The organism is Ruegeria sp. HKCCD7296, from assembly GCF_013110775.1.
Lineage (GTDB): Bacteria > Pseudomonadota > Alphaproteobacteria > Rhodobacterales > Rhodobacteraceae > Ruegeria.
The window spans coordinates 24,818-47,893 of the sequence record NZ_WVRF01000023.1 but is presented as its reverse complement, the minus strand read 5'-3'; the positions used below and the strand labels follow the sequence as shown (position 1 = coordinate 47,893).

The 23,076-nt window shown below is 55.6% G+C and carries 23 protein-coding genes and 1 tRNA gene; 15 read left to right on the top strand and 9 right to left on the bottom strand.

Translation table 11 applies throughout. The features are described from left to right. Positions 1-256: 256 nt before the first annotated feature. A complete protein-coding gene (gene msrQ / locus GS632_RS20800; RefSeq protein WP_171722422.1) occupies positions 257-871 on the bottom strand; it encodes a protein-methionine-sulfoxide reductase heme-binding subunit MsrQ in 615 nt (204 codons plus the stop codon). Between the two features lie 4 nt (positions 872-875). Then, positions 876-1,778 carry a protein-methionine-sulfoxide reductase catalytic subunit MsrP gene (gene msrP, locus GS632_RS20795; RefSeq protein WP_171722420.1) on the bottom strand — a complete coding sequence of 301 codons (903 nt, stop codon included), beginning with the start codon at positions 1,776-1,778 and terminating at the stop codon, positions 876-878. Between the two features lie 300 nt (positions 1,779-2,078). Here msrP and GS632_RS20790 point away from each other — a divergent pair, with 300 nt between their 5' ends. The 3 genes from GS632_RS20790 (at position 2,079) to GS632_RS20780 (ending at position 3,638) form a co-directional block, all read left to right on the top strand. Next, the gene (locus tag GS632_RS20790; protein ID WP_171722419.1) at positions 2,079-2,894 is read left to right on the top strand and encodes a cyclase family protein; all 816 of its coding nucleotides are present in this window, start codon (positions 2,079-2,081) and stop codon (positions 2,892-2,894) included. 129 nt (positions 2,895-3,023) lie between these two features. Then, positions 3,024-3,365, top strand: coding sequence for an NAD(P)H-dependent oxidoreductase (locus GS632_RS20785; protein ID WP_171722418.1), 342 nt, complete (start codon positions 3,024-3,026; stop codon positions 3,363-3,365). A gap of 51 nt (positions 3,366-3,416) precedes the next feature. After that, the gene (locus tag GS632_RS20780) at positions 3,417-3,638 is read left to right on the top strand and encodes a hypothetical protein (protein ID WP_171722417.1); all 222 of its coding nucleotides are present in this window, start codon (positions 3,417-3,419) and stop codon (positions 3,636-3,638) included. 92 nt (positions 3,639-3,730) lie between these two features. Here the strand turns inward: GS632_RS20780 and clpB are convergent, their stop codons facing one another. Beyond that, complete coding sequence (gene clpB / locus GS632_RS20775; RefSeq protein ID WP_171722416.1) at positions 3,731-6,349, bottom strand: ATP-dependent chaperone ClpB; 2,619 nt, start codon at positions 6,347-6,349, stop codon at positions 3,731-3,733. Between the two features lie 126 nt (positions 6,350-6,475). Continuing rightward, entirely contained in the window at positions 6,476-6,793 is a 318-nt protein-coding gene (locus GS632_RS20770; protein ID WP_171181903.1) for a hypothetical protein, read from the bottom strand. Positions 6,794-6,933: 140 nt separating this feature from the next. Between GS632_RS20770 and pyrF the strand changes: the two genes are divergently transcribed. Both pyrF and GS632_RS20760 read left to right on the top strand, forming a co-directional pair. Next, positions 6,934-7,638, top strand: a complete 705-nt coding sequence (gene pyrF / locus GS632_RS20765; RefSeq protein ID WP_171722415.1) for an orotidine-5'-phosphate decarboxylase — start codon at positions 6,934-6,936, stop codon at positions 7,636-7,638. A gap of 336 nt (positions 7,639-7,974) precedes the next feature. Beyond that, the gene (locus tag GS632_RS20760) at positions 7,975-9,228 is read left to right on the top strand and encodes a DNA polymerase IV (RefSeq protein ID WP_171237859.1); all 1,254 of its coding nucleotides are present in this window, start codon (positions 7,975-7,977) and stop codon (positions 9,226-9,228) included. Positions 9,229-9,230: 2 nt separating this feature from the next. On the opposite strand, the gene GS632_RS20755 is transcribed toward GS632_RS20760, so the two are convergent. Next, a complete protein-coding gene (locus GS632_RS20755) occupies positions 9,231-10,091 on the bottom strand; it encodes an N-formylglutamate amidohydrolase (protein ID WP_171722414.1) in 861 nt (286 codons plus the stop codon). Between the two features lie 148 nt (positions 10,092-10,239). Here GS632_RS20755 and GS632_RS20750 point away from each other — a divergent pair. The 5 genes from GS632_RS20750 (at position 10,240) to GS632_RS20730 (ending at position 12,962) form a co-directional block, all read left to right on the top strand. After that, positions 10,240-10,314, top strand: a tRNA-Val gene (locus GS632_RS20750). Between the two features lie 90 nt (positions 10,315-10,404). Beyond that, complete coding sequence (ykgO, locus tag GS632_RS20745) at positions 10,405-10,530, top strand: type B 50S ribosomal protein L36 (RefSeq protein WP_008755722.1); 126 nt, start codon at positions 10,405-10,407, stop codon at positions 10,528-10,530. 226 nt (positions 10,531-10,756) lie between these two features. Further along, a complete protein-coding gene (locus GS632_RS20740; protein ID WP_171722413.1) occupies positions 10,757-11,773 on the top strand; it encodes a Fe(3+) ABC transporter substrate-binding protein in 1,017 nt (338 codons plus the stop codon). Positions 11,774-11,889: 116 nt separating this feature from the next. Beyond that, entirely contained in the window at positions 11,890-12,444 is a 555-nt protein-coding gene (locus GS632_RS20735; protein WP_171181911.1) for a helix-turn-helix domain-containing protein, read from the top strand. Continuing rightward, a complete protein-coding gene (locus GS632_RS20730) occupies positions 12,441-12,962 on the top strand; it encodes a GNAT family N-acetyltransferase (protein WP_171722412.1) in 522 nt (173 codons plus the stop codon). The genes GS632_RS20735 and GS632_RS20730 overlap by 4 nt, the downstream gene beginning before the upstream one ends. Positions 12,963-12,977: 15 nt before the next feature. Here GS632_RS20730 and GS632_RS20725 read toward each other — a convergent pair whose 3' ends face one another. Beyond that, on the bottom strand, positions 12,978-13,802 hold the full coding sequence (locus GS632_RS20725; protein ID WP_256368534.1) for a phenylalanine 4-monooxygenase: 825 nt from the start codon (positions 13,800-13,802) through the stop codon (positions 12,978-12,980). A gap of 95 nt (positions 13,803-13,897) precedes the next feature. On the opposite strand from GS632_RS20725, the gene GS632_RS20720 reads away from it, so the two are divergent. Continuing rightward, positions 13,898-14,356, top strand: coding sequence for an Lrp/AsnC family transcriptional regulator (locus GS632_RS20720; RefSeq protein ID WP_171096703.1), 459 nt, complete (start codon positions 13,898-13,900; stop codon positions 14,354-14,356). Between the two features lie 107 nt (positions 14,357-14,463). On the opposite strand, the gene GS632_RS20715 is transcribed toward GS632_RS20720, so the two are convergent. Together GS632_RS20715 and GS632_RS20710 are read right to left on the bottom strand one after the other, a co-directional pair. Beyond that, the gene (locus GS632_RS20715; RefSeq protein WP_171722411.1) at positions 14,464-17,253 is read right to left on the bottom strand and encodes a bifunctional aconitate hydratase 2/2-methylisocitrate dehydratase; all 2,790 of its coding nucleotides are present in this window, start codon (positions 17,251-17,253) and stop codon (positions 14,464-14,466) included. 179 nt (positions 17,254-17,432) lie between these two features. Further along, entirely contained in the window at positions 17,433-18,779 is a 1,347-nt protein-coding gene (locus GS632_RS20710) for a serine hydrolase (protein WP_171722410.1), read from the bottom strand. Positions 18,780-19,037: 258 nt separating this feature from the next. On the opposite strand from GS632_RS20710, the gene GS632_RS20705 reads away from it, so the two are divergent. Beyond that, a complete protein-coding gene (locus GS632_RS20705) occupies positions 19,038-20,024 on the top strand; it encodes a DMT family transporter (protein WP_171181922.1) in 987 nt (328 codons plus the stop codon). 59 nt (positions 20,025-20,083) lie between these two features. Here the strand turns inward: GS632_RS20705 and GS632_RS20700 are convergent, their stop codons facing one another. Beyond that, the gene (locus tag GS632_RS20700) at positions 20,084-20,641 is read right to left on the bottom strand and encodes a CHAP domain-containing protein (protein ID WP_245223323.1); all 558 of its coding nucleotides are present in this window, start codon (positions 20,639-20,641) and stop codon (positions 20,084-20,086) included. Between the two features lie 129 nt (positions 20,642-20,770). Here GS632_RS20700 and GS632_RS20695 point away from each other — a divergent pair, with 129 nt between their 5' ends. The 3 genes from GS632_RS20695 (at position 20,771) to gltS (ending at position 22,977) form a co-directional block, all read left to right on the top strand. Continuing rightward, entirely contained in the window at positions 20,771-20,908 is a 138-nt protein-coding gene (locus GS632_RS20695; RefSeq protein ID WP_171181923.1) for a hypothetical protein, read from the top strand. A gap of 304 nt (positions 20,909-21,212) precedes the next feature. Next, positions 21,213-21,770: a hypothetical protein gene (locus GS632_RS20690; RefSeq protein WP_171722409.1), complete on the top strand. Its 558-nt coding sequence runs from the start codon at positions 21,213-21,215 to the stop codon at positions 21,768-21,770. Beyond that, on the top strand, positions 21,757-22,977 hold the full coding sequence (gene gltS, locus GS632_RS20685) for a sodium/glutamate symporter (protein ID WP_171181927.1): 1,221 nt from the start codon (positions 21,757-21,759) through the stop codon (positions 22,975-22,977). Before GS632_RS20690 ends, gltS begins: the two co-directional genes overlap by 14 nt. The last annotated feature ends 99 nt before the right edge of the window (positions 22,978-23,076 follow it).

The window sequence follows — 23,076 nt, the reverse complement described above, 5'->3', positions numbered from 1 at the left end:
TGTGTCACCGCCGCTTCCGCAGCGTCCCAGAGCCTCAGCAGCGCCGGTGAAGGGGGTTCTAAGGTTTACTCCCAAAACCCGCAACCCAAAAAAACAAAAAATCAAAAGTTTTTCTCTGATGCAAATTTTTACATTTAAAATCAAATAGATATGATGGTATTCTCTCGCCTAAAACCGCCCAAACCAGCCAAGAACACTCGAAACTTCAGAGCCCTGCCCCTTTATGCACACGGTTACCCACAGACTCGGCGTCGAGTCAGGCGGAGTCTGCAGTTTTGCTTCCGGAAACGAGTCTAGGAGTCGGCAAACGCAAAGCAAGAAGTGTGAGAATGATCGTCAGATAGACAAGCGGCTCGATCTGGAACCCTTTGGCCAGCATCACAAAGTGCAAGGCACCCAAAAGAGCGACTGGGTACACCAAACGGTGGAGCTTGCGCCAACGCGTCCCTAACCTGCGCACCGACCAATTGTTGGATGTCACCGCGAGCGGCACCATAAGAAGGAAGGCCGCCATGCCGACCGTGATATAAGGACGCTTGAGAATATCCGCCCAAATCTGACTGGGAAGCTGTACATCCAAGATCAGCCAAACAAGAAGATGCAAACTGACATATGAAAATGTCAGCACTCCAATCGCGCGCCGGAACTTCATCAGGTTCAGACCCGCAAACCGGCGCAGGGGCGTGATTGCCAGGCCAGCGATCAAAAGTTGCAGGGCCAGTTCGCCATAGCGATGCTCCAGCGCTTCGATCGGGTCGATACCCAGCCCCCCGGACAGGCCGAGGAAAAACAGCCAGGGCGCAGGTAGCGCGCCAAGCAGGTAAATGGCCCATACCGGAATACGGCGGAATATCTGGTTCACGGCCTGCATGGGCTTAGTAGTTTTTGGCCAGATCCAAGCCTTCATACAGGCTGGCGACCTCTTCCTCGTAGCCGTTGAACATGAGAGTGGGGATTCGTTTGGCAAACAGACCGCCGCCAATGCGACGCTCGGACGCCTGAGACCAACGCGGATGATCAACCTTCGGATTCACATTGCTGTAAAACCCGTATTCGCGGGGGTTCGACATGTTCCAGCTTGTGGGCGGCTCTACATCGGTCAGCGTGATGCGCACGATCGATTTGATCGACTTGAACCCGTATTTCCACGGAACCACCAAACGCAAAGGCGCGCCATTCTGGTTCGGAATCGTTTTCCCGTAAATTCCGGTGGCTATGAACGTCAGAGGGTGCATCGCCTCATCCAGACGCAAGCCTTCACGATACGGCCATTCAAGAATGGGGAAGCGTGTTCCGGGCATCTCATCCGGGCGGTACGCGGTTTCAAAGGCCACATATTTCGCACTCTCCTGAACTCCGGCCATATTCAGCAGGTCGGCGAGTTCGAAACCGTTCCACGGAATGACCATTGACCACGCTTCAACACAACGGAAACGATAGATCCGCTCTTCGATGGTCATCTCAGACAGAATATCCTTAAAGTCATACTCACCCGGGCGATCCACCAAGCCGTCGATCTTGACGCTCCAGGGTTCGGTCACAAGAGAACTGGCATACTTAGCAGGGTCATCTTTTCCGGTCCCGAACTCATAATAGTTGTTGTAGCTCGTGATCTCTTCCCATGTATTCGGTTCCAACGCGTCTTGCGCTGCAGCCGGGCGCGCCATCGCGGTTAGCCCAACACCCGCCAAACCGGCCATCACCTGCCGCCGGTTCAGGAACGCCGCCTTTGGCGTGACGTCGGCTTGTGTCAAAGTATTGGTCCAGCGATGCGCCATGTATGTCTCCGTCGTGTCCACGTGTCAGTCTTGACTTAATGCGCTGATAGCACAGCGCCAGCGAAACAGGCGTAACGATTGAGCGAAGTGACTGTAACGTTCTCAAATCGGACGCCTCGAAAAGACCGGAGCATTCTGCCTGTTCAGCTCTTCTTTTCGACTGCTTTGGCCGAGCTATTTATCGGAAACCTTTACAAAAGCGCCTACCGGACTGCACTCTGTCACGCAGGCATCGCACGCGTTCCTGCGCGTTGCTTGTCTGTTATTGTAGCCGTTTCGCCGCAAAAGGGAGGAAGAACTATGTGTGACATCTGTGTAATGAATGCCGTCAAGGACAGGATGCTGTCTCGGCGCGGGTTCTTCAAAGCTGCAGCTGCGACAGGCGTTGCCGCCGTCGCAACCGGTGGTACGGCCCCCGCATCGCTGGCCGCAGGACATGGCGGCATCGAGGATATGACCCACACGCTCAGCCCGGAATTTCCGACATGGGGCGGTGACCCTGGCATTTCGGCAGAACAGGCTTTCAACTTTGCAGATCACGGTTTCAACCTGTTCAATTTGTCGATCAATGAACACACAGGCACCCATATCGACGCCCCGCTGCACTTTTCCGCGGATGGCACATCGGTCGATGAGATCCCGGTCAACGACCTGGTCGCGCCATTATGTGTAGTCGATATCGCCGCCCGCGCGGCTGAGGACGCAGACACACGAGTCACGCCAGACGATCTGAAGGCATGGATATCGGCGAACGGAGACATCCCTGACGGTGCCTGCGTGGCGATGCATTCCGGCTGGGGCGGAAAAACAGCCACAGATGAGTTCCGCAACTTCGATGGCGAAGCGCAGCACTATCCCGGCTTTCATGTCGAAGCGGCGCAGATGCTGATGGCAGATACCGGCGCGCGGTCGATTGCTGTGGATACGCTGTCGCTGGATCACGGCATGTCGGCAGATTTTGCCACCCATTATGCGTGGCTGCCTTCAGGTCGGTTTGGGATTGAATGCCTGGCCAATCTGGACCGGGTGCCGGCATCCGGCGCGACGCTTGTTATTGGCGCACCAAAACACGCGGGTGGTACCGGCGGCCCAGCGCGGATTTTTGCGCTAGTGTAAAAAACTGCACAAAACAAAATTAAGGCTCACCCTGATGGTGAGCCTGTTTTGAACTGATCCCCAGCTGTCAGGATGTTCTGCTTGACCTAAAGGTACCTTGAGCAATCAAGGTGCCTCGGGAAAGCCAGATTGAATCAGAAAGTCCCGATCATGCACATCCTGACCGTCCTTGACCATCCAGACCCAAACTCATTTACCGCCGCCGCAGCGCGGATGTTCATGGATGGTGCGAAGGCAGCCGGTCACACGACAGAATTTGCTGACTTGCATGCCGAGGAATTCGATCCGCGTTGGACTGTGGCGGACATAGACGGGGATTCGGCGTCCGCACCACTTGCAGACATACGATCCGAACAAGAACGGATCTCTCGCTCGGATGCGATCTGTCTCGCGTTTCCGCTTTTCTGGTGGGGGATGCCGTCAATGATGAAAGGTTGGGTTGACCGCGTCTGGTCATGGGGTTGGGCATAGGATCAGTTGGATGATCGCGAAAAGTCGCTGCAACGGCCCAGATCCGGAGTCTTGCTGATACCCGCTGGCGCGCGATCCGACGAAATGAAGGACGCCGGATATCTGAATGCAATGGAGACCCTCTGGACACAGGGCACGTTCGGATATTTTGGGTTCTCGCCCCGCAAGCTGGAAATCCTCTGTGGATCCACAGGGTCAGAAGGACGTCGCGAAGCCCTTCTGGAGCAAAGCTACAACGCAGGTCTGACCATACCGCCACCTCGGCAGCCCTGAGGTTTATGGGCGCAATGGAACATCAGGCATTGATATATGGTAGATGCTGAAAAAAGACCCGCTGAAACAGCGGGTCTTTCTTTCCGTTTTGATCAATGCACCACGGCATCATCCGGGCGAGGTCGGTCTGACGTGCCCAAACGGTCGCCTATGATCAGACCATCGGTCCCGGCGGTCACCGGAACGGTCTCTCCATCCTTGATCTCGCCGGCCAGCAGCGCTTCGGCCAGCGGGTTCTGCAAGGCGCGCTGAATCACACGCTTCAACGGACGCGCGCCAAAGACCGGATCATAGCCTTCATTGGCCAGCCACTCCTTGGCACCGTCGTCCAGCACCAACTCGATCTTGCGGGCGGCCAGACGTTTTTGCAGACGTGCCATCTGGATATCGACGATGCCATCCATGTCGGCCCGCTTGAGCCGGTCAAAGATGATGGTCTCGTCCAGACGGTTCAGGAACTCGGGCCGGAAATGCGCCCGGACCGCATCCATCACATCGCGCCGTGCCTGCGCACTGTCCGCTCCTTCGGGCAATTGGCTCAGCGCCTGAGAGCCGAGGTTCGAGGTCAGGATGATCAATGTCTGCTTGAAGTCCACGGTACGGCCCTGACCATCGGTCAGCACACCATCATCCAGAACCTGCAACAGTACGTTGAACACATCCGGGTGCGCTTTTTCGACCTCGTCAAACAACACAACCTGATAGGGCCTGCGCCGCACGGCTTCGGTCAGCACACCGCCTTCGTCATAGCCGACATAGCCCGGAGGGGCACCGATCAGACGGGCAACCGCGTGTTTTTCCATGAACTCGGACATGTCGATACGGACCATCGCATTGTCGTCGTCGAACAGGAAGTTCGCCACGGCTTTGGTCAGCTCTGTCTTACCCACACCAGTCGGCCCAAGGAACAAGAACGAGCCCAGCGGACGACCTTCGTCGTTCAGCCCCGCACGCGCACGACGTACGGCATTGGCGACAGCGGTCACCGCTGCATCCTGACCGATCACGCGAGAATGCAGATCGTCTTCCATCCGCAGCAACTTCTCGCGCTCACCTTCCAGCATTTTCGAGGTCGGAATACCCGTCCAGCGTTCGACCACAGCAGCGATCTGCGTCGGGCGCACCGTTTCCTCGGCCATCATGGCGTTGCTTTCGGCGTTTTCGGCCTCGGTCAGCTTTTTCTCAAGCTCTGGGATGACGCCATAGGACAGCTCACCGGCCTTGGCCAGGTTACCTTCGCGCTTGGCGATTTCCAGATCAGCCCGCGCTTTGTCGAGCTGCTCTTTCAGATCACGGGCACCAGCCAGCTTGTCGCGTTCGGCCTGCCATTGGGCCGTCATCTCGGCAGATTTCTCCTGCAGGTCGGCCAGATCCTTTTGCAAGGTTTCCAGACGGTCCTTCGAGGCCGCGTCGTCTTCAAGCTTCAGCGCCTCTTCCTCGATCTGCATCTGCAGGATCTGGCGATCCAGCTGGTCGAGCTCTTCCGGCTTACTATCCACCTCCATCCGCAGGCGCGACGCTGCCTCATCAACAAGGTCGATGGCTTTATCTGGCAGGAACCTGTCAGTGATATAGCGATGCGAGAGCGTCGCTGCCGACACCAATGCCGAATCCGAGATGCGTACGCCATGGTGCAGCTCGTACTTTTCCTTGATACCCCGCAGGATGCTGATCGTATCCTCGACGGTTGGCTCGGTCACCATCACAGGCTGGAACCGGCGCGCAAGGGCCGCGTCTTTTTCGACGTATTTACGATACTCGTCCAGCGTGGTCGCGGCGATACAATGCAGCTCACCCCGGGCAAGCGCAGGTTTGATCAGGTTGGCAGCATCCATCGCGCCGTCGGACTTCCCGGCCCCAACCAGCGTATGCATTTCGTCGATGAACAGGATGATCTCACCGGCGGCTTCAGTGACTTCGGTCAGAACGGCCTTGAGTCGTTCTTCGAACTCACCACGGTATTTCGCGCCAGCAATCAGCGCGCCCATGTCGAGCGCGAGCAGCTTCTTGTCCTTCAGCGATTCCGGCACGTCGCCGTTGACGATGCGCAGGGCCATTCCCTCGGCAATCGCGGTTTTACCCACGCCAGGTTCCCCGATCAGAACCGGGTTGTTCTTGGTGCGGCGCGACAGAACCTGCATCGAGCGGCGGATTTCCTCATCCCGCCCGATGATCGGGTCAATCTTACCTTCAGCCGCAGCTTCAGTCAGATCGCGCGCATATTTCTTGAGCGCGTCATAGCCCTCTTCCGCCGATGCGGTATCAGCGGTGCGACCCTTGCGGATGTCATTGATCGCCTCATTGAGTTTCTGGGCAGACACCGCACCAGCCTCCAAAGCGTCCTTAGCTTTGGATTTCACCATGCACAGCGCCATCAGCACCCGTTCAACCGGCACAAAGCTATCGCCCGCTTTGGTGGCGATCTTCTCAGCCTCGTCCAGAACTTTGGCGGTCTGTCCGTCCATGTAAATCTGGCTCGCGTCGCCGCTGACCTTCGGGATTTTGCCCATCGCGACGTCCAGCGCCTCGACCACGCGGTTGGGCGCGCCGCCAGCACGTGTGATCAGGTTGCTCGCCAGCCCCTGATCGTCATCCATCAATGCTTTGAGTATATGTGTTGGCTCCAGCCTCTGGTGCCCCTCGCGCAGCGCAATGGTCTGCGCAGCCTGCACGAATCCCCGTGCCCGCTCGGTGAACTTGTTCAAGTCCATGATATTCTCCTTTTCCAAGCGCCCCGTTTTGACATGCCCGCTTGGCGGCACATATCGGTCGAAGCCTCACATTCAATCTGGGAAATATCTTTGCCGGTTCAAGAGGCTAAGACGCAGAAATCGCCGTTATTCGCGCTGTATGGTGTAGACGGTGTAACCTCCGGTCTCGGCGACCTGAACCGCACCCAGATCATCCACGAGGGACTGTGCCGCCGCGCTTCCTGTCGGGCATGACACCAGATCAGCCGTATGGTCCAGGAATTCCACGGTAAAACCCGTTTCGCCCGTAAGCTGGCACCAATCATCCTCGGACCTGTAGCCACCCACAAGACGCAGATCATCATTTGTGGGTGCAGGAGCAGCCCCGGTTTCCGGTGTTTCGGGCGGGGTTTCGTCACATGCAGCCAGCGCAACCAATACGCCCAGCACAACCAGCTTTTTCATTTTCTGTCCCTTGCTGTGAAATCAAATACTCAATACCCGGCACGATAGCACAAAATGAACGTGCCCGCGCCCGGCTTCGAAGATGGACAGAACCGCCCGAACCCGCTAGGAGGCAGACGTTTGCCAAAAAGGAGCGCCCCATGTCCGATGATCGCCTTATCGTCGCCCTCGATGTCCCTAACGCCCTGCAGGGTCTGGCCATGGCTGAACGGCTGGGCGACAGCGTGTCCTTCTACAAGATCGGCTTGGGCATGTTGACGGGTGGCGGGCTGGCTTTGGCCAATGAGCTGAAACAGGACCACGACAAACGTATCTTTCTGGACATGAAACTGTTCGACATTGGCAATACGGTTGAAAACGCAGTGCGGGGGCTGGCGCAGTTCGATCTGGATTTCCTGACTGTACATGGCGACCCACATGTTGTGCGCGCCGCCAAAGAAGGTGCATCGGGCAAAGACTTGAAAATTCTCGCTGTGACCATCCTGACTTCGCTGAACCGCGACGATCTGGACGCCAGCCTGATCAAAGCTGGCGACGTGCAGGACTTGGTGGTCGAACGCGCAGCCAAAGCGCTGGAGGCCGGGGCTGATGGCGTTATCGCCAGCCCGCAGGAGGCTGCCCTGATCCGCGCACTGCCTCAGGCCGACGGTCGCCTGATTGTCACCCCCGGTGTGCGTCCAGCAGGCGCAGCACTTGGTGATCAGAAACGAGTAGCAACACCGGCCAACGCGATTCGGAATGGTGCGGATCACATCGTCGTGGGCCGTCCGATTTATCAGGCAGAAGATCCAAAAACCGCCGCCGAGGCTGTTCTGGCCGAGTTAAATTCTCTGAAAATGCACTGACCATTTCAAGTGTTTCGGACGGTTTTCGTGTTCGAGTTTCACCGCAACAAGTTGACGTTACGTCAATTTTTTGCAGAACCGCGCCAAATCGTCCCTGTGCCAGAAAACACACATTCAAAAGGTGAGTTTTGGCGACACGGCCTTCCACCTATCGAAAACCGAAAAACTTAGCGATTCTTTGGGGAAGTTACTCCCCAACGGACCATTTCTTCCTGAGGTTCGTTACTTCCCCCCGCCACATTGCGGGGGGTTTTCTTTTCCTCAATGACCTATGATCGAAGTTGAGGAATGTTATAGAGAAACCCCAAGCCAACTGCGGAGCGCATGAGGACGCAGATGCCCGGTCTTTGCCGAGATTGCCTGACACCTTCAAGGAACGAACGTCGCTGTGCAGCCTGCGGCAGCCCAAGGGTCAAGTCGCACCCTGAACTGTTTGACCTGTCCATCGCGCATATGGATTGCGACGCCTTCTACGCATCAGTGGAAAAGCGTGACAATCCCGAGCTTGCGGACAAGCCCGTCATCATAGGTGGCGGGAAGCGGGGAGTTGTATCGACGGCGTGTTATGTGGCGCGCATACGCGGCGTCCGATCGGCGATGCCCATGTTCAAGGCTATCCAACTCTGCCCCGAAGCCGTCGTGATCAAACCACGCATGTCTGTGTATGCCGAAGTATCGCGCGAGATACGCGCCATGATGGATGAATTGACGCCGGTCGTGGAACCGCTGTCTCTGGACGAGGCATTCATGGATCTTTCCGGCACCGAGCGATTGCACGGGGTACCCCCCGCGATCATGCTGGCGCGGCTGGTCAAACGAATGAAGGAAGAGTTGGGCGTGACCGGCTCTATCGGGCTGAGCCACAACAAATTCCTCGCCAAGGTCGCGTCTGATCTCGACAAGCCGCGCGGCTTCTCTGTGATCGGCAAAGCCGAGACGGCAGATTTTCTGAACGACAAACCTGTGCGGCTGATCTGGGGTATTGGCCCCGCAGCGCAAGAGTCGCTGGAACGGGCCGGGATTCGAAGCTTCAACGATTTGCTGCGGTGGGATCAGGAGGCGCTCACCGCGCGCTTTGGAGCGATGGGGTATCGCCTGTGGCATCTGGCCCGGGGACAGGACAAACGGCGTGTCTCGGCCCATGAGCCTATGAAATCCATCAGCAACGAGACCACATTTTTCGAAGACACAGCTAACCCTGAAATTTTAGACGGACATCTGTGGCGCATGGCCCTGAAAGTCTCGGACCGGGCCAAGGCCAAGGATCTTGCAGGGCGGGTTGTCACGCTCAAGCTCAAGAAGGCCAATCACAAAACCCTGACAAGACGCGTGTCCCTTCGGGATGCGACGCAGATTGCCGACCGGATCTATCGCACGGCAAAGGGGCTGTTCGATCAGGTGGGTGATCAGGGACCCTATCGGCTTTTGGGATGCGGCCTGTCTGATCTGTGCCCGGCTGATCAAGCTGATATGTCGGGTGATCTGCTTGATCCTGGTGCATCCCGCAGATCGCAGGCTGAACGTGCAACTGACGAGATCCGCCAAAGGTTCGGCTCAGACGCCATTGTGAAAGGTCGCGCGCTGCGCTGAGGTTACTCGGCCGCCAGACGAACCGAGTCCGCTCCGATGTTGGCAATCTCGCGCACCACCTGCCGCAGAAGTTTCGCAAACGCCATGAAATTGGAGTTTGGTGCGATCCTCTCTTCGTCCATATAGAGTGCGCGGTCGATCTCGATCTGGATTGCATGCTGATGGCGACCGGGACGTCCGTAAGTCTGAGTGACATAAGCCCCGGCAAACGGTGCATTGCGCGCTACGTTCAGACCTGCCGAAACAAAGGCCGATTCAACCAGATCCACAATTTCCGAAGACGCCGACGCGCCAAACCGATCCCCCAGCACGATTTCGGGCCGCTTGCTGCGGGCTGTACCGGCCATCGAAACCGCCTCATGCGGCATAGAATGGCAATCCACCAAAATCGCCTGACCGAACTTTTCATGCGATTCGTTCAGCAAAGACTTCAATCTCGCGTGATAAGGGCGCCAGTAGGTGTCGATACGCAGCCGCGCCTCATCCATGGTCAGCTTTCCGCTGTAGATCGCCCGACCATTGGCCACGACGCGGGGAATCACCCCCAGCCCCGAAGCGACCCGTGGATTATGTCCATGCCGGCGCGCGCCGCTGATCAGGGCGGGGTCAAGTTCATCCAGGCTGCGATTCAAATCCAGATATGCGCGGGGCATGGCCGCTTTGATCAACGGCGCACCGTATTCAGCAGCAGGCGCAAATAGTTGATCCACAAAGGCATCTTCGGATGAACGAATCACGTTTTGATTCAGAACCGAACGCTTCAGAAAGGCCGCCGGATACTCTCGCCCGCTATGAGGGGACGAAAAAACCACGCATGAACTGCGGTTTTCGGGCATATCCAATACAAAGGCTGCGTTCTGCATGATTTCTCCATGTTCGTAATCAACATAGACTGGAAAATTGTTCTTCCAAACCCCTTGAACCCCTGAACGACTCCTTTTATAGACCCCGCTACCGGCGCGGTGATCCGCGCCCCATTTCGTTATGGGGCTGGGCACGCAAAGGGAAAGTGGGCGGTTAGCTCAGCGGTAGAGCACTTCGTTGACATCGAAGGGGTCACAAGTTCGATCCTTGTACCGCCCACCATCGTTTCACTGTTCCGGGTTTCCGGGGCACCCGCTAACCCAGGCGCTGGCCACGTCCTTGATGAAGGCGCCGCAGATTGGAGACAGACCCATGAAGGTCAAGAACTCGCTCCGCTCGCTCAAGAACCGGCACCGTGACTGCCGTATTGTGCGTCGCAAAGGCCGCGTCTACGTGATCAACAAGACGCAGCGCAAGTTCAAAGCCCGCCAAGGCTAAGAACTGCGAAAAATCGTTTTCAGAAACCGCGCCTTCGAGCGCGGTTTTTTTTGTTTTTTTGGCACCTTTATCGTGAAAAGAATCCTGAAAATTAGAGAAAAGCAGACTTGCGACCATTTTGACCAAGTAAAACTGTCGGAATTTCTTGCATCCAATGTGAAATAGTATAATTGAGCAAAACAGTCGGGTTAATCTCCGACACGAAATTCAATTGTTGGAGTACACTATGCTGAAATCCACAACCTGCCTGGCTGCCGCCCTGTCGGCATTGGTTGCCACCACCGCTGTCGCTGAAGGTGAACTGAACCTGTATTCATCGCGCCACTATGACACTGACGAGCGCCTCTACACCGATTTCGAAGAGGCCACTGGCATCACCATCAACCGAATCGAAGGCAAGGCCGACGAGCTGATCGCGCGGATGGAAGCAGAAGGCGCCAACTCGCCCGCAGACGTAATGCTGACCGTTGACACCTCACGTCTGGCGCGCGCCAAGGACGCTGGTATCCTGCAGTCGATCGAAAGCGCAACTCTGGAAGAGCGTATTCCTGGTAACCTGCAAGACAGTGACAATCAGTGGTTCGGCTTTTCGCAGCGTGGTCGGATTATTTTCTACAACAAGGAAAACGTCACCAACCCACCGGCCACCTATGCCGATCTGGCCAAGCCGGAATACAAGGGTCTGATCTGCATCCGGTCTTCGACCAACACGTACAACCAAACCCTGTTGGCATCGATCATTACCCATGAAGGCGCGGATGCGGCCAAAGCCTGGGCAGAAGGTATCGTCGCCAACATGGCACGTGATCCACAGGGGGGTGACACCGACCAGCTACGCGGCATCGTTTCGGGTGAATGTGACATCGCTGTATCGAACACGTATTACTTTGCGCGCGCGGTCCGCAAAGATGTCAAAGGTCTTTCGGCGGATCGCGACATGATCGGCTGGGCTTTCCCCAACCAGGACAGCTATGGCGCGCACATGAACCTGTCGGGCGGCGGCGTTGCGGCACATGCACCGAACAAGGAAAACGCGGTCCTGTTCCTTGAATATTTGGCAAGCGATCAGGCGCAGCGGTACTTCTCTGCGGGGAACGATGAATACCCGGCCGTTTCAAGCGTCGAATTGGCCGAGTCGGTTGCCACCCTGGGTGAGTTCAAGGCTGACGAAGTGAACCTGTCCGAGGTTGCCAAGAACATCCCCGAAGCGCAAAAGATCTTTAACGAGGTTGGCTGGAAGTAACCGCCCAAATCGTTAATACCCATGAAGGGCGCGAGATTCTCGCGCTCTTTTTTGTTTACATTTTGTTTATTTCGTATAATTTTTCTCATATCTGAGAAATTTTCTACTAACTGCCTATGCTCGACACCCTTTCAAATCGCCTTGCCAATCGACTGAATGAGCTGCGTCGCGGGCGCGGGTGGTCTCTGGACCAGTTGTCTGAACACAGCGGCATAAGCCGTGCCACACTATCTCGTATGGAAAAAGGTGATGTAAGCCCAACGGCAGAAAACCTTGGCCGTCTCTGCGCGGCTTACGACTTGCCGATGTCACGTCTGCTTATGATGGTCGAGGACAGTTTTGACCCCAAGATCCCGTTTGAACGCCAAGCCGAATGGAGCGACCCTGAAACAGGCTACACCCGCCGTGCAGTGTCCCCCCCCGCGAATGGTCTGAACGCCGAAGTGGTGGAAGGCCACCTGCCTCGGAACACGGTCATCACCTATGATACGCCCCCCAAATCCGGGCAAGAGCATCACCTCATTCTGGTCGACGGCGCGCTTACGCTGACGGTCGACGGAACACCACACACCCTGAACGCAGGGGATTGTATGCGTTATCACCTGTCTGGCCCGACCCGGTTCGAAACAGGCACAACGCGGGGCGCCCGGTATCTTCTGGTGCTGGTATGATCACACGTTTAACCGGATCCGAATTTGATGCGGCACTGGATGACCTGACCGAGATTCTGCACACCTGTGTTCATGACGGGGCCAGTATTGGCTTTATCCTGCCGTTCACCCAAGAAGACGCGCGCTACTATTGGCAACAAAACGTGCGGCCCGGCGTGAACGCAGGTGCATTGGAAATCTTTGCAGCGTATGACGGTCCACGCGTTGTGGGCACCGCGCAATTGATACCAGCGGCAATGCCCAACCAACCCCACCGTGCCGATGTGGCCAAGCTTTTGGTTCATCCGAACGCCAGGCGCCGCGGATATGGCCGCGTTTTGATGGAGACCCTATTTCAACGCGCGCGCGACTTGCACCGCTCGACTTTGGTGCTGGACACACGCAGAACCGATCCCTCTCGGTTGCTGTACGAAAGCCTTGGGTTTCAGATTGTGGGGGAAATACCAAAATATTGCCAAAACCCGTTCGAACCCAGGTTGGAGCCGACGACATACATGTACAAAGACCTGTCCGCCTGACGGTGGACTGCGTGATTACTCGGCTGCCGCGACCTTTGCGGGAAACTTGTTGGGCAGCAGCCCCAAACCACGCGCGTTCCGAATATCGGCCAGAAGGTCGCGCTCGGCCGCTTCGAACAAATCCTCGGGATCATCCAGAACAAAATAGCCCATCTGATGCATGTCGATACGGTACGGTGTTCGCAAGATGGTTAGGATATCGAACGGGTCCCGATCTGGAATGTCACTGCTCACGGCATAAACCAGCTCGGTCGGAGAAGACGCTAAGCCCGATCCCAGTGCTTTGATCTGGCCATCCTGGCGGCGTAAACCAAACTCGATGGAAAACCAGTACAACCTGATCAGCCAAGCGTAATCCGCATCTGTCGCCTGCTGGCCTGCCTGCCCGATGGCGTGGCTAAACGCGGCAAAACGCGGGTCGCTCAGCAATGGGGTGTGACCGAAGATCTCGTGAAAGATATCCGGTTCTTCGATATAGTCGAAATCCTCGCGCGACCGGATAAACGAAGCTGCGGGAAAAACGCGATCCGCCAGCATACCGAAAAAAGTCTTGAAACCGATCAGCGCCGGTACTGGCTGCACCCGCCACCCCGTCAGGTCCAGCAACCGATCCGAGATATCCGCGCAGCACGGCACCTTGGTTTTGGGCAAGTCCAGCCGGGCAAGCCCGTCCAGGTATTCGCGCGCCATATAGCGCTGCACATTATCCGCCTGCGCTGCGTAAAGATCGGCCCAGACAGCGTTTTCTTCGTCGGTATAGGCTATGCGGCCGCGCGCGTCAGCGACCTTGGCAACGTACTTGGTCGATTTGGGCATCCGTTTCCTCCTGCTTAAATACAGGATACCGCGCCCGGCGCGGTGGATTTGTTTTGATAACTGAATTTATTTCACTAAAATGAAACAATTAATCCGGTTGGTGACAATAAGTGAAACAAATGCTTCATCCTGCTGATATAGATATTCTCCGAGAGCTTCAGATCAGTGGACGTCTGTCGATGCAGGAACTGGCAGATCGAACCGGGTTGTCGGCCTCGCAATGCTGGCGACGAGTACGCGATCTTGAAGCAAGCGGAGTGGTCACGGGTTATCGCGCGCAGGTACCAGCTAAGGCCGTTGGCCTGAATGCCATCGCCTATGTCCATGTCGCGCTCAAAGATCACCAGGAAAAGAGCATCGCGGATTTTCTGCGTCTGGTCGAAACAGAGCCGCAGATCGTCGAATGCGCCTCGATCACCGGGGATCATGATTTCATCCTAAAGGTCTACGCCAAGACGCCCGAGGATCTGGAGGTGTTTATCATGCAACGTTTGTTGAAATCTGGTCTTGTTCGCGACACCCGAAGCAATTTTGTTCTTCGGCAAACCAAGACCCGAGGACCTTTACCGATACTATAGGGGCGACGGGCGTCCGTTTGAAATCGGTCATGGCCGTCACTACAAAAAACGCCCGGTCACCTGAAGTGGCGCCCAGGCGATCCATGCTTGGTTTCAAAAAACCGTGTTTAGAAGTGCGCCGACTTCGTGCCAGCTGGTTTTTCAACCGAAGGCGCGAACTTAGTCAGGTCGATGCCTTCAACAGCGGTCTTGTATTCGTCGATATTGGGCGTCCGACCCAAAATGGCAGACAACACCACAACCGGGGTCGAGGCCAGCAGGCTTTCGCCTTTCTTGTCGGGTGCATCGGCCACGACGCGGCCCTGGAACAGACGGGTCGAGGTGGCCAGAACAGTGTCACCCTTGGCGGCTTTTTCCTGGTTGCCCATGCAAAGGTTACAGCCGGGGCGTTCGAGATACAGGATATTCTCGTACTCGGTGCGCGCCTTCTGTTTTGGGAACAGGTCGTCAAACTCGAAGCCCGAGTATTTTTCAAGCACTTCCCAGTCGCCTTCTTCCTTCAGCTCATCGATGATGTTGTAAGTCGGGGCCGCGACCACCAGCGGTGCCTTGAATTCGACTTTACCGGTTTCCTTTTCTAGGTTCTTCAACATCTGGGCAACGATCTTGATGTCACCCTTATGCACCATGCAAGAGCCGACAAAGCCCAGATCCACATGCTTTTCAGCGTTGTAGTATGAAATCGGGCGGATCGTATCGTGGGTGTACCGCTTAGAGACATCGGCGTTATTCACGTCGGGGTCAGCGATCATTGGTTCGTTGATCTGGTCCAGATCCACAACAACCTCGGCAAAGTATTTTGCGTTATCATCGGGTTGCAGCGCCGGTTTTTCACCAGACTTGATCTGAGCAATACGCGCATCAGCAATGTTGATCAGCTTTTGCAGCATGCCACTTTCATGCTCCATGCCTTTGTCGATCATGATCTGGATGCGTGACTTGGCCAATTCCAGCGAACCGATCAGGGTCTCGTCATTCGAGATACAGACCGAAGCCTTGGCCTTCATCTCGGCCGTCCAGTCGGTGAAGGTGAACGCTTGGTCCGCCAACAGCGTACCGATATGAACCTCGATCACCCGGCCTTGGAAGACGTTATCTCCGTGCTGTTCTAACATCTGCGCCTGTGTGGCGTGAACCACGTCGCGGAAATCCATGTGATCCGCCATTTGGCCCTTGAAGGTCACCTTGACCGATTCCGGGATCGGCATCGATGCTTCACCCGTTGCCAGTGCCAGCGCCACGGTGCCCGAGTCGGCCCCAAAGGCCACACCTTTGGACATACGCGTGTGGCTATCTCCGCCGATAATGACCGACCAGTCGTCCACGGTGATGTCGTTCAGCACCTTGTGGATCACGTCGGTCATCGAATGATAGACGCCTTTCGGGTCACGACCGGTGACAAGGCCGAAGTCATTCATGAACTTCATCAGACGCGGCGTGTTGGCTTGCGCCTTGGCGTCCCAGACCGACGCAGTGTGACAGCCCGACTGATAAGCCCCATCAACAATCGGGGACACAACAGTGGCTGCCATCGCCTCAAGTTCTTGCATGGTCATCAGGCCTGTGGTGTCCTGCGACCCAACGATGTTGACCTTCACGCGCACGTCCGATCCGGCGTGCAGGGTCTTACCCGGCGTTGTGCCAACCGCGTTCTTGTTAAAGATCTTCTCGACAGCGGTCAGGCCCTGACCTTCATGGCTGATTTCTTTGGACGGAGCAAAGACCAAAGGCGCTTCGACGCCCAGCGTTTCGGCCGCAAATGTTTGCAGCTTCTTTCCAAAGACAATGGCGTAAGAGCCCCCGGCCTTCATGAATTCCACTTTTTGCGGGGTAAAGGACGAGGACACGTCAACCAGCTCATCGCCATCCTCGCTCAGCAGCTTGTGGTCTTTGGTGTTGATCTTCAGAACTGTGCCTGTGGCGACCGAATACTTTTCTTCCAAGATCGGGTTGCCATCGTTGTTCAGGATCGCGTTGCCGTCTTCGTCCACCTTCTTGACCCAATTTTTCAGGTCAAGACCGATGCCGCCGGTCACACCGACGGTGGTCAGGAAGATCGGAGAGATGCCGTTTGTACCCGCAACAATTGGGGCAAAATTGACAAAGGGCACATATGGGCTGGCCTGCTTACCCGTCCACAACGCCACATTGTTCACGCCGGACATACGCGAGGAACCTACACCCATGGTACCCTTTTCAGCAATCAGCATGACGCGTTTGCCGGGGTGCTGAAGCTTTAGATCCTGGATTTCCTGCTGCGCCTTTTCCGAGATCAGGCACTTGCCGTGCAATTCGCGGTCAGCACGCGAATGCGCCTGGTTGCCTGGTGACAGAAGGTCCGTAGAAATGTCGCCCTCGGCAGCCACATATGTGACGATTTCAATTTCTTCGTCGATGTCAGGCAGCTTGGTAAAAAACTCAGCCTTGGCGTAGCTTTCCAGAATGTCCCGCGCGATTGTGTTGCCGGCCTCAAGCGCGGCCTTCAGACGGTTTGTGTCCGCATCATAAAGGAAGACCTGCGTTTTCAATACCTCGGCTGCCTTGCCTGCGATTGCAGCATCATCACCCAGCGCAAGATCCAGAAGAACCTCGACCGAGGGGCCACCTTTCATGTGCGACAGCAGTTCGAACGCAAAGTCCTGCGAGATTTCTTCGACGTCAGCTTGGCCCAGAATGATCTCTTTCAGAAAGCTAGCCTTTTCGCCGGCCGCGCTGGTTGTGCCGGGCAGCGTGTTGTAGATGAAATAGTTCAGCGAGTCTGCGCGATGGTCGTTCTGGGGATCACGGATCTGATCAATGATTTCCTTCGCCAAAGCCCCGTCATCGATGGGTTTAGGGCTCAGGCCCTGCTCTTTGCGGGTTTCGATTTCATTCAGGTAATCAGTATAGAGGCTCATGACGGGTCCGACCATTTAGCTGGGTGTACCGGCAGTCAAAAGGCCGGCACTTTCAATTTGTATGCGGCGGTATACTAAAACTGCGCCACATGCAAGCCCCAGACCTGCGACCCGGTGTCCTGAGCCGGTTGCAGCCTGCCAAGGTCGTTACCATCGCAAGCGCGGGATGAAGAGGTCTGTTAAGACGAATCGTCCCCAAAGGCTGTAGTCAACGCCTGCGCCAACGGCAAGGAAGAGTAGCCAAACCGGGATGGCGTCAGCCCCATCCTTAGAACAACCATGTCATGCGACGGGAAAACGCCGATGAACTGACCATCGTGCCCCTGCAGCCAATAGGCATCTTCGAACGGTGGAAAATCTCCGGGGGCTTCCAACCAAAGGTGCCCTTTGGCATAGCGCCCGTCCGAGGCATCAACAGGCTCGACCATCCAGTCCACAAAACCTTCGGGCAAGATCCGGGCGCCGTCCCAAACTCCCTTTTGCAACAAAAGCTGACCAAACCGGGCCCAGTCACGGGCCGTGGCATACATATAGCTGGACCCGATAAACGTATCGTTGGCATCTGTCTCAAGGATCGCCGAGGCCATACCCAGTGGCGCAAACAGAGCCGTTTGCGGATATGTCAGCCCACCGTCAGGCAGCTTATCTTGCCACACCCGCGAAAGAACCGTGGTTGTTCCCGAGGAATAATTGAAGTCTGTGCCGGGTTTGGCTTCGGGCACTCGTTCCGCTGCAAAGGCAGCCATATCATTACCGAGATACAGCATCCGCGTGACGTCCGAAACGTCGCCATATTCCTCGTCCCATTGCAAACCGCCGGTCATGGACAACATATCGGCCACAGTAATGCCCCGGCGCGAATCCTTGGCCCAGTCCGGAAAACTGTCGACCAGATTGTCCGCAAGGCTCATCCGACCGGTTTCAACTAAAGTGCCGATCAATCCAGCCGTTATCGTTTTGGTCATGGACCAACCCAGCAGAGGGGTTTGCGCGTCGAACCCATCGGCATACGCCTCGGTCACAATGCGCCCATTTCGAACTACCACAACAGCGCGGTATCCTTCGCCAAGCAAAGCCTCATCAGACATGATGCTTTGAATCTGCGGGTCCTGCGACAGCGGATCTTCATCGCCTGCTGGCCAAAGGCCTTGTGCGGGGCGATTGGGGGGAACCAACGACTGATCACTCAGGGCCGCATCATGAACATTGGTGCAGCCCAGCCCTTCGCGGAACTGCGATGTCGCCGGGGCAAAGAACCGAAACAGCCGCGCTTGCACCGATTGCGCCTCTTGATCAACGTCGATCGAGACCTGCTTGAGCAGCGGATGCCCCGGTGCCTGCACATCAACGGCCAGCACCTCATCAGGGTCTCGTCCGGCAATGAAAACGTTCGAACAAACGATTTTGGCAGAGTAATTTGTGCCAACCTTCAACAGATCCGGTGGCGCGACAAGCAGGTACCCAATCAAGCCTGCTCCACCCACAAACGTCAAAACGCCAAGTGTTTTCACTATTTTCCCGAACATCCGACAGTGCCGCCCATATTGTCTTCCTGCCACGCGAAGTTAGAGGCAACCGAGCAACGGTTTCTAGACTTCCGTTACGTATAAACCTGATGTCATCGGGCCAGGCTTGAAACGAAATACCTGTTTTGATCTGGCGCACTCTCCCAAACCCAAACTGGCACCAACACTGCATGGAATGCGAGCTACGACCACAGAGGGTCGCAAAGTGACGTGACCCGTTAGATGGCCCGTGTTAGTGGCCATTTGAAAGGACGCTCCATGACCGAAGGCCAAAAGTTGCAAAACCCGACAGCTGGTATTGTTTTCATTCTGATCGGAATTTTGGCAATTTCTGTCAACGACATGGTGATCAAGTTTCTGTCGGGTGGTTACCCTTTGCATCAAATGGTCTTCACGAGATCGCTGATCGGAATCGGGTTCAGTTTGGCCCTGGTGCAGATGGAAGGCGGTTGGAAAATCTTGAAAACAGATCAGCCGGGGCTCCACCTTTTGCGAGGAGCGCTCATCGTCGTTGCCAATCTGACGTTCTTTACAGCCTTGGCTGTTATGCCTCTGGCCGAAGCGACTGCGGTGTTCTTTGTCGCGCCCTTGATGATAACGCTGCTCAGCATCCCATTACTCGGGGAAAAAGTTGGCCCCATGCGAATTGGTGCCGTAATTGTAGGTTTCGTAGGCGTTATAATAATGACTCGCCCGTGGGAGGCCGGTGGCACACGTGACGTTGGCCTGGTGATGTACGCCCTTCCGGTTGTCGCGGCTTTTACCTACGCGCTTAACAACGTGCTTACCCGCTTACTTGGCGCAAAATCCAAAGCCTCGGCTATGGCTGTCTACATTCAAACGTGTTTCATCGTCGTCAGCTTGTTATTCTGGTCGGTGGCGGGAGATGGACGTTTCGCCTCAGCGTTCGAGAACGAAAGCCTGGTTTTTCTACTTCGAGCCTGGGTCTGGCCAGAAGGTACCGATCGGTGGTTGTTTGTCGGGCTTGGGTTTAATTCCGCGATCATCGGCTATTGCCTGGGCCAGGCTTACCGTTTGGCAGATGCTGCCACGGTGGCTCCATTTGAATATGTCGGCCTTCCAATGGCGATTTTTTGGGGATGGGCAATCTGGGGCGAATTGCCAAACCTGCCGGTCGCAATTGGTATCACGCTGATCTTGGGATCGGGATTGTTTGTCTTCTTGCGTGAGCGCCAAAAGAAAAGAAACGTGGTTTCACAAAAGCGCGTGCACCGCCGCTATTAACGGCCCAAGCTGGTTGATCGGCCGGGTCGCACATGGCCGCGACGCGAAATCGGATTGGCTTACTCGGCCCCGCCAGGATAAATAAACCCATTCACCGGGTAGAAACTACCGTACTGGCCCGGCTGGCTTTCGACCCGGACCATCGTCCAGTCGTTGTTTTTTGACACATCCCTGACGCCCATTTTCAAGGATACCTTGTTACGGTGCCAGTTGGCGTGATTCACGATGACTTCCCGTTCGGTGACAATGTCAGACACCACGGCCACATGGCCAAGTGGCATACCGCGCGTTGCCCGAAAGGACATAACCGCACCAACAACCGGCTCATTGCCTCGTGCAAAACTATTGCGTGCTTTCCCCCACCAATCCTTTGCATTACCTCGGATTTCGATTCCGCTCAGGGTACGTGCGTAGGGCACACACCAAACTCTTTGCCCCCGAGCGTGTTTTTTCGAGACCTCTTGAAGCGCCACTAGCTGACGTTCCGGATCGAGATCCGCGTCGCTCGGGCTTTGCGCGCAGGCCGAGACAAACGCAAAAAATCCCATCGCAATCACAGCGCGGGATGTGCCGGTCAGCAGCGGCCAAATCGTCGTTTTGCTGGTCCTGTTTAGCAAGAAACTTCGGTGTAGGTTTGAGTGGTGAAGAAATTTTAAGGCGATAATGCGCGTTATGAAAAGAGCCCTGTTAAGCTCCGGCAGAAATTCGCCGGTTTCCCATTACACTTTTGCACTGGAGTTACACACATGTCCGACTGTTGGCGGCTCACCCCGGACATGGCCGTTCTGTGGGTATGTGCAAAACACATCGCAAATCTACAACCCAATGCAGGTATGCTCATAACGCTGCATGGCACCACTGACTTCCTTGCAGAAAGCCTTTGAATCTGGCCCACAAGTTTGGGCATTCACCATTTCGGTGTCGACTTACACGTGATCAACCCCACACGAGGGGTCCAATTTGATTGCTAGTGAACAACCGGCCTTTAGTGCAGCTGGACAGTGTTTTCCGGGGCCGACGAACGAATGACCTTAAAACATTTAGACATCAGAATATCAGCAATGCATGATAGTTTCGGTCACCGAGTTGCGTCTTTTGGCGTAAATTTTCAGATCCCGGAATCCTGTTTTGGTTCCAAAAAATAGCTACGAGGTGAATAATGAACCTTGCACATTCCGAGGGTCGAACATGAGTGGCCCTGCGCAGCCCTTGATCCGGTTGTCGTCAGCGCGACCGTTCTTGAGCACGTTGAATACTGCCTGTCCGGACGCCGATGAATTGCTAACACGCTTGGGAATTTCTCGATCCTCGTTCGATGAGCCCGAAGCACATAGCCACCCAATAGTTACGTATCATCTGTTTGAAGAGGTGGAAGCCGCCACAAACGACATTGATATACCGGGGAAGCTTGGCGCTTTTCTAACGCCATTCGAAATTGCCGCGACTGAGCATTCCGGTTCAACTGAGCACCACCTGAACATCTATGGCAGACCCGCCGTTATGTCTGAGAAACGGTGTTTCGAGACACCTTTCGTTCCGGTGCAATTAGTGGCGTTTTTTGCCTGCTTGTTTTCAGAGATTGCTGCAAGAGTTGCCGGGAGTAGTTGGTCTGCCGACAATACGTTGGTAAACGTAAGCGATCCCAACGCATTACTAGATGACTTCAAAGGTTCCAAACCAATCCTGACACAACTGACCAAATTGACTTGCTTGGACGAGGGCACAAAACACAATGGAATTGCTTGATCCTATAGAAATCGACAGCTTTGGCGCCGTTACAATTGGGATATTGGTCTATTTCCTCGGCGCACGGCTGACCCGTCGCTATGCCGTCCTGTCCAAGTACAGCATCCCAGAACCCGTCAGCGGAGGCCTCTTGGCCGCCGTTCTGGCTCTGCTTGTAGTTTTGGCCACGGGCCGGGCGATAAGTTACGAATTAAGCGCCAGAGATTTCTTGCTGGTCTACTTTTTCACAACAGTTGGTCTCAACGCCCGTTTCGCTGACCTGCTCAAAGGTGGGCCCCTTCTTGTGCTCATGCTAGGGCTCACGATTGCCTTTATGCTCGTGCAGAATGTGGTTGGCATGGTTGGTGCGCTCGTGTTCGGCTTGCCGTCACAAGCAGGTGTGCTGTTGGGTACCGCATCTTTGATTGGTGGTCACGGCACAGCCATTGCCTGGGGCCCAACCATAGAAAACAGCTATCAAGTCACTGGCGCTTCAGAACTGGGAATAGCCACTGCCACAGTTGGTCTGATTTTAGCCAGCGTTCTGGGCGGTCCCATCGCCCGATTTCTCATCCAAAAGAACGATCTGACAAGTGCCCCGGACGTTGAAGAGGAGGTCGCGACGGTTGCGGAACCAGCCACCGACCAACCATCGACCCTGACCCATGTTGACCTGATGAATTGCGTGCTCTGGATTCACGTCGCCATTGGAATTGGATATTCAGCCTTCGAAGCACTTGAGGCGGCGGGGATCAAACTGCCTTTATTCGTACCCTGCCTTTTAACTGGTATCCTGCTATCGAACTTGTTGCCGCCGCTGCTTCCAAAGCTCTCATGGCCGGCGCGAACCCCTGCGATGAACGTGATTTCCGAATTCAGCCTGTCCGTGTTCTTGGCAATGTCGCTGATGAGCATGGAGTTATGGACCCTTGCCAGCAGCGCTGGCGTGCTGATCACAACCATGCTCTTGCAATCCATTGCGGCTGTAGCGTTCATCATTTTCATCGTCTTCCGTCTGATGGGGAAAAACTATTTCGCAGCTGTGATATCGGCAGGGTTCGCTGGTTTCTCTTTGGGCGCAACGCCAACCGCCATCGCAAACATGACTGCGGTCACACAACGCTATGGTCCTTCGCCAGTCGCGTTCATAGTGTTGCCGTTAGTCTCAGCGTTTTTTGTGGATTTGGCCAACGCGTTCATCATTCAGTGGTTCCTTGGATTTGGGTAGAGCACTGTGTTGCGCCAACGGGCTTGAAGTAAGCTCTGCAAACAAATGCCTGTTTTCCTCTCAGAACGTCCAGCCAGTTACCCCAGACCAGAGCTGCTT

Excerpts from the sequence above, each read along its gene's own strand:
- clpB (WP_171722416.1), bottom strand. The coding sequence starts at position 6,349 with ATGGACTTGAACAAGTTCACCGAGCGGGCACGGGGATTCGTGCAGGCT.
- GS632_RS20755 (WP_171722414.1), bottom strand. The coding sequence starts at position 10,091 with ATGCAGAACGCAGCCTTTGTATTGGATATGCCCGAAAACCGCAGTTCA.
- msrQ (WP_171722422.1), bottom strand. The coding sequence starts at position 871 with ATGCAGGCCGTGAACCAGATATTCCGCCGTATTCCGGTATGGGCCATT.
- GS632_RS20790 (WP_171722419.1), top strand. The coding sequence starts at position 2,079 with ATGTGTGACATCTGTGTAATGAATGCCGTCAAGGACAGGATGCTGTCT.
- ykgO (WP_008755722.1), top strand. The coding sequence starts at position 10,405 with ATGAAGGTCAAGAACTCGCTCCGCTCGCTCAAGAACCGGCACCGTGAC.
- GS632_RS20730 (WP_171722412.1), top strand. The coding sequence starts at position 12,441 with ATGATCACACGTTTAACCGGATCCGAATTTGATGCGGCACTGGATGAC.
- GS632_RS20705 (WP_171181922.1), top strand. The coding sequence starts at position 19,038 with ATGACCGAAGGCCAAAAGTTGCAAAACCCGACAGCTGGTATTGTTTTC.
- GS632_RS20740 (WP_171722413.1), top strand. The coding sequence starts at position 10,757 with ATGCTGAAATCCACAACCTGCCTGGCTGCCGCCCTGTCGGCATTGGTT.
- GS632_RS20720 (WP_171096703.1), top strand. The coding sequence starts at position 13,898 with ATGCTTCATCCTGCTGATATAGATATTCTCCGAGAGCTTCAGATCAGT.
- GS632_RS20760 (WP_171237859.1), top strand. The coding sequence starts at position 7,975 with ATGCCCGGTCTTTGCCGAGATTGCCTGACACCTTCAAGGAACGAACGT.
- gltS (WP_171181927.1), top strand. The coding sequence starts at position 21,757 with ATGGAATTGCTTGATCCTATAGAAATCGACAGCTTTGGCGCCGTTACA.
- GS632_RS20735 (WP_171181911.1), top strand. The coding sequence starts at position 11,890 with ATGCTCGACACCCTTTCAAATCGCCTTGCCAATCGACTGAATGAGCTG.
- pyrF (WP_171722415.1), top strand. The coding sequence starts at position 6,934 with ATGTCCGATGATCGCCTTATCGTCGCCCTCGATGTCCCTAACGCCCTG.
- GS632_RS20770 (WP_171181903.1), bottom strand. The coding sequence starts at position 6,793 with ATGAAAAAGCTGGTTGTGCTGGGCGTATTGGTTGCGCTGGCTGCATGT.
- GS632_RS20715 (WP_171722411.1), bottom strand. The coding sequence starts at position 17,253 with ATGAGCCTCTATACTGATTACCTGAATGAAATCGAAACCCGCAAAGAG.
- GS632_RS20690 (WP_171722409.1), top strand. The coding sequence starts at position 21,213 with ATGAGTGGCCCTGCGCAGCCCTTGATCCGGTTGTCGTCAGCGCGACCG.
- GS632_RS20710 (WP_171722410.1), bottom strand. The coding sequence starts at position 18,779 with ATGTTCGGGAAAATAGTGAAAACACTTGGCGTTTTGACGTTTGTGGGT.
- msrP (WP_171722420.1), bottom strand. The coding sequence starts at position 1,778 with ATGGCGCATCGCTGGACCAATACTTTGACACAAGCCGACGTCACGCCA.
- GS632_RS20695 (WP_171181923.1), top strand. The coding sequence starts at position 20,771 with ATGTCCGACTGTTGGCGGCTCACCCCGGACATGGCCGTTCTGTGGGTA.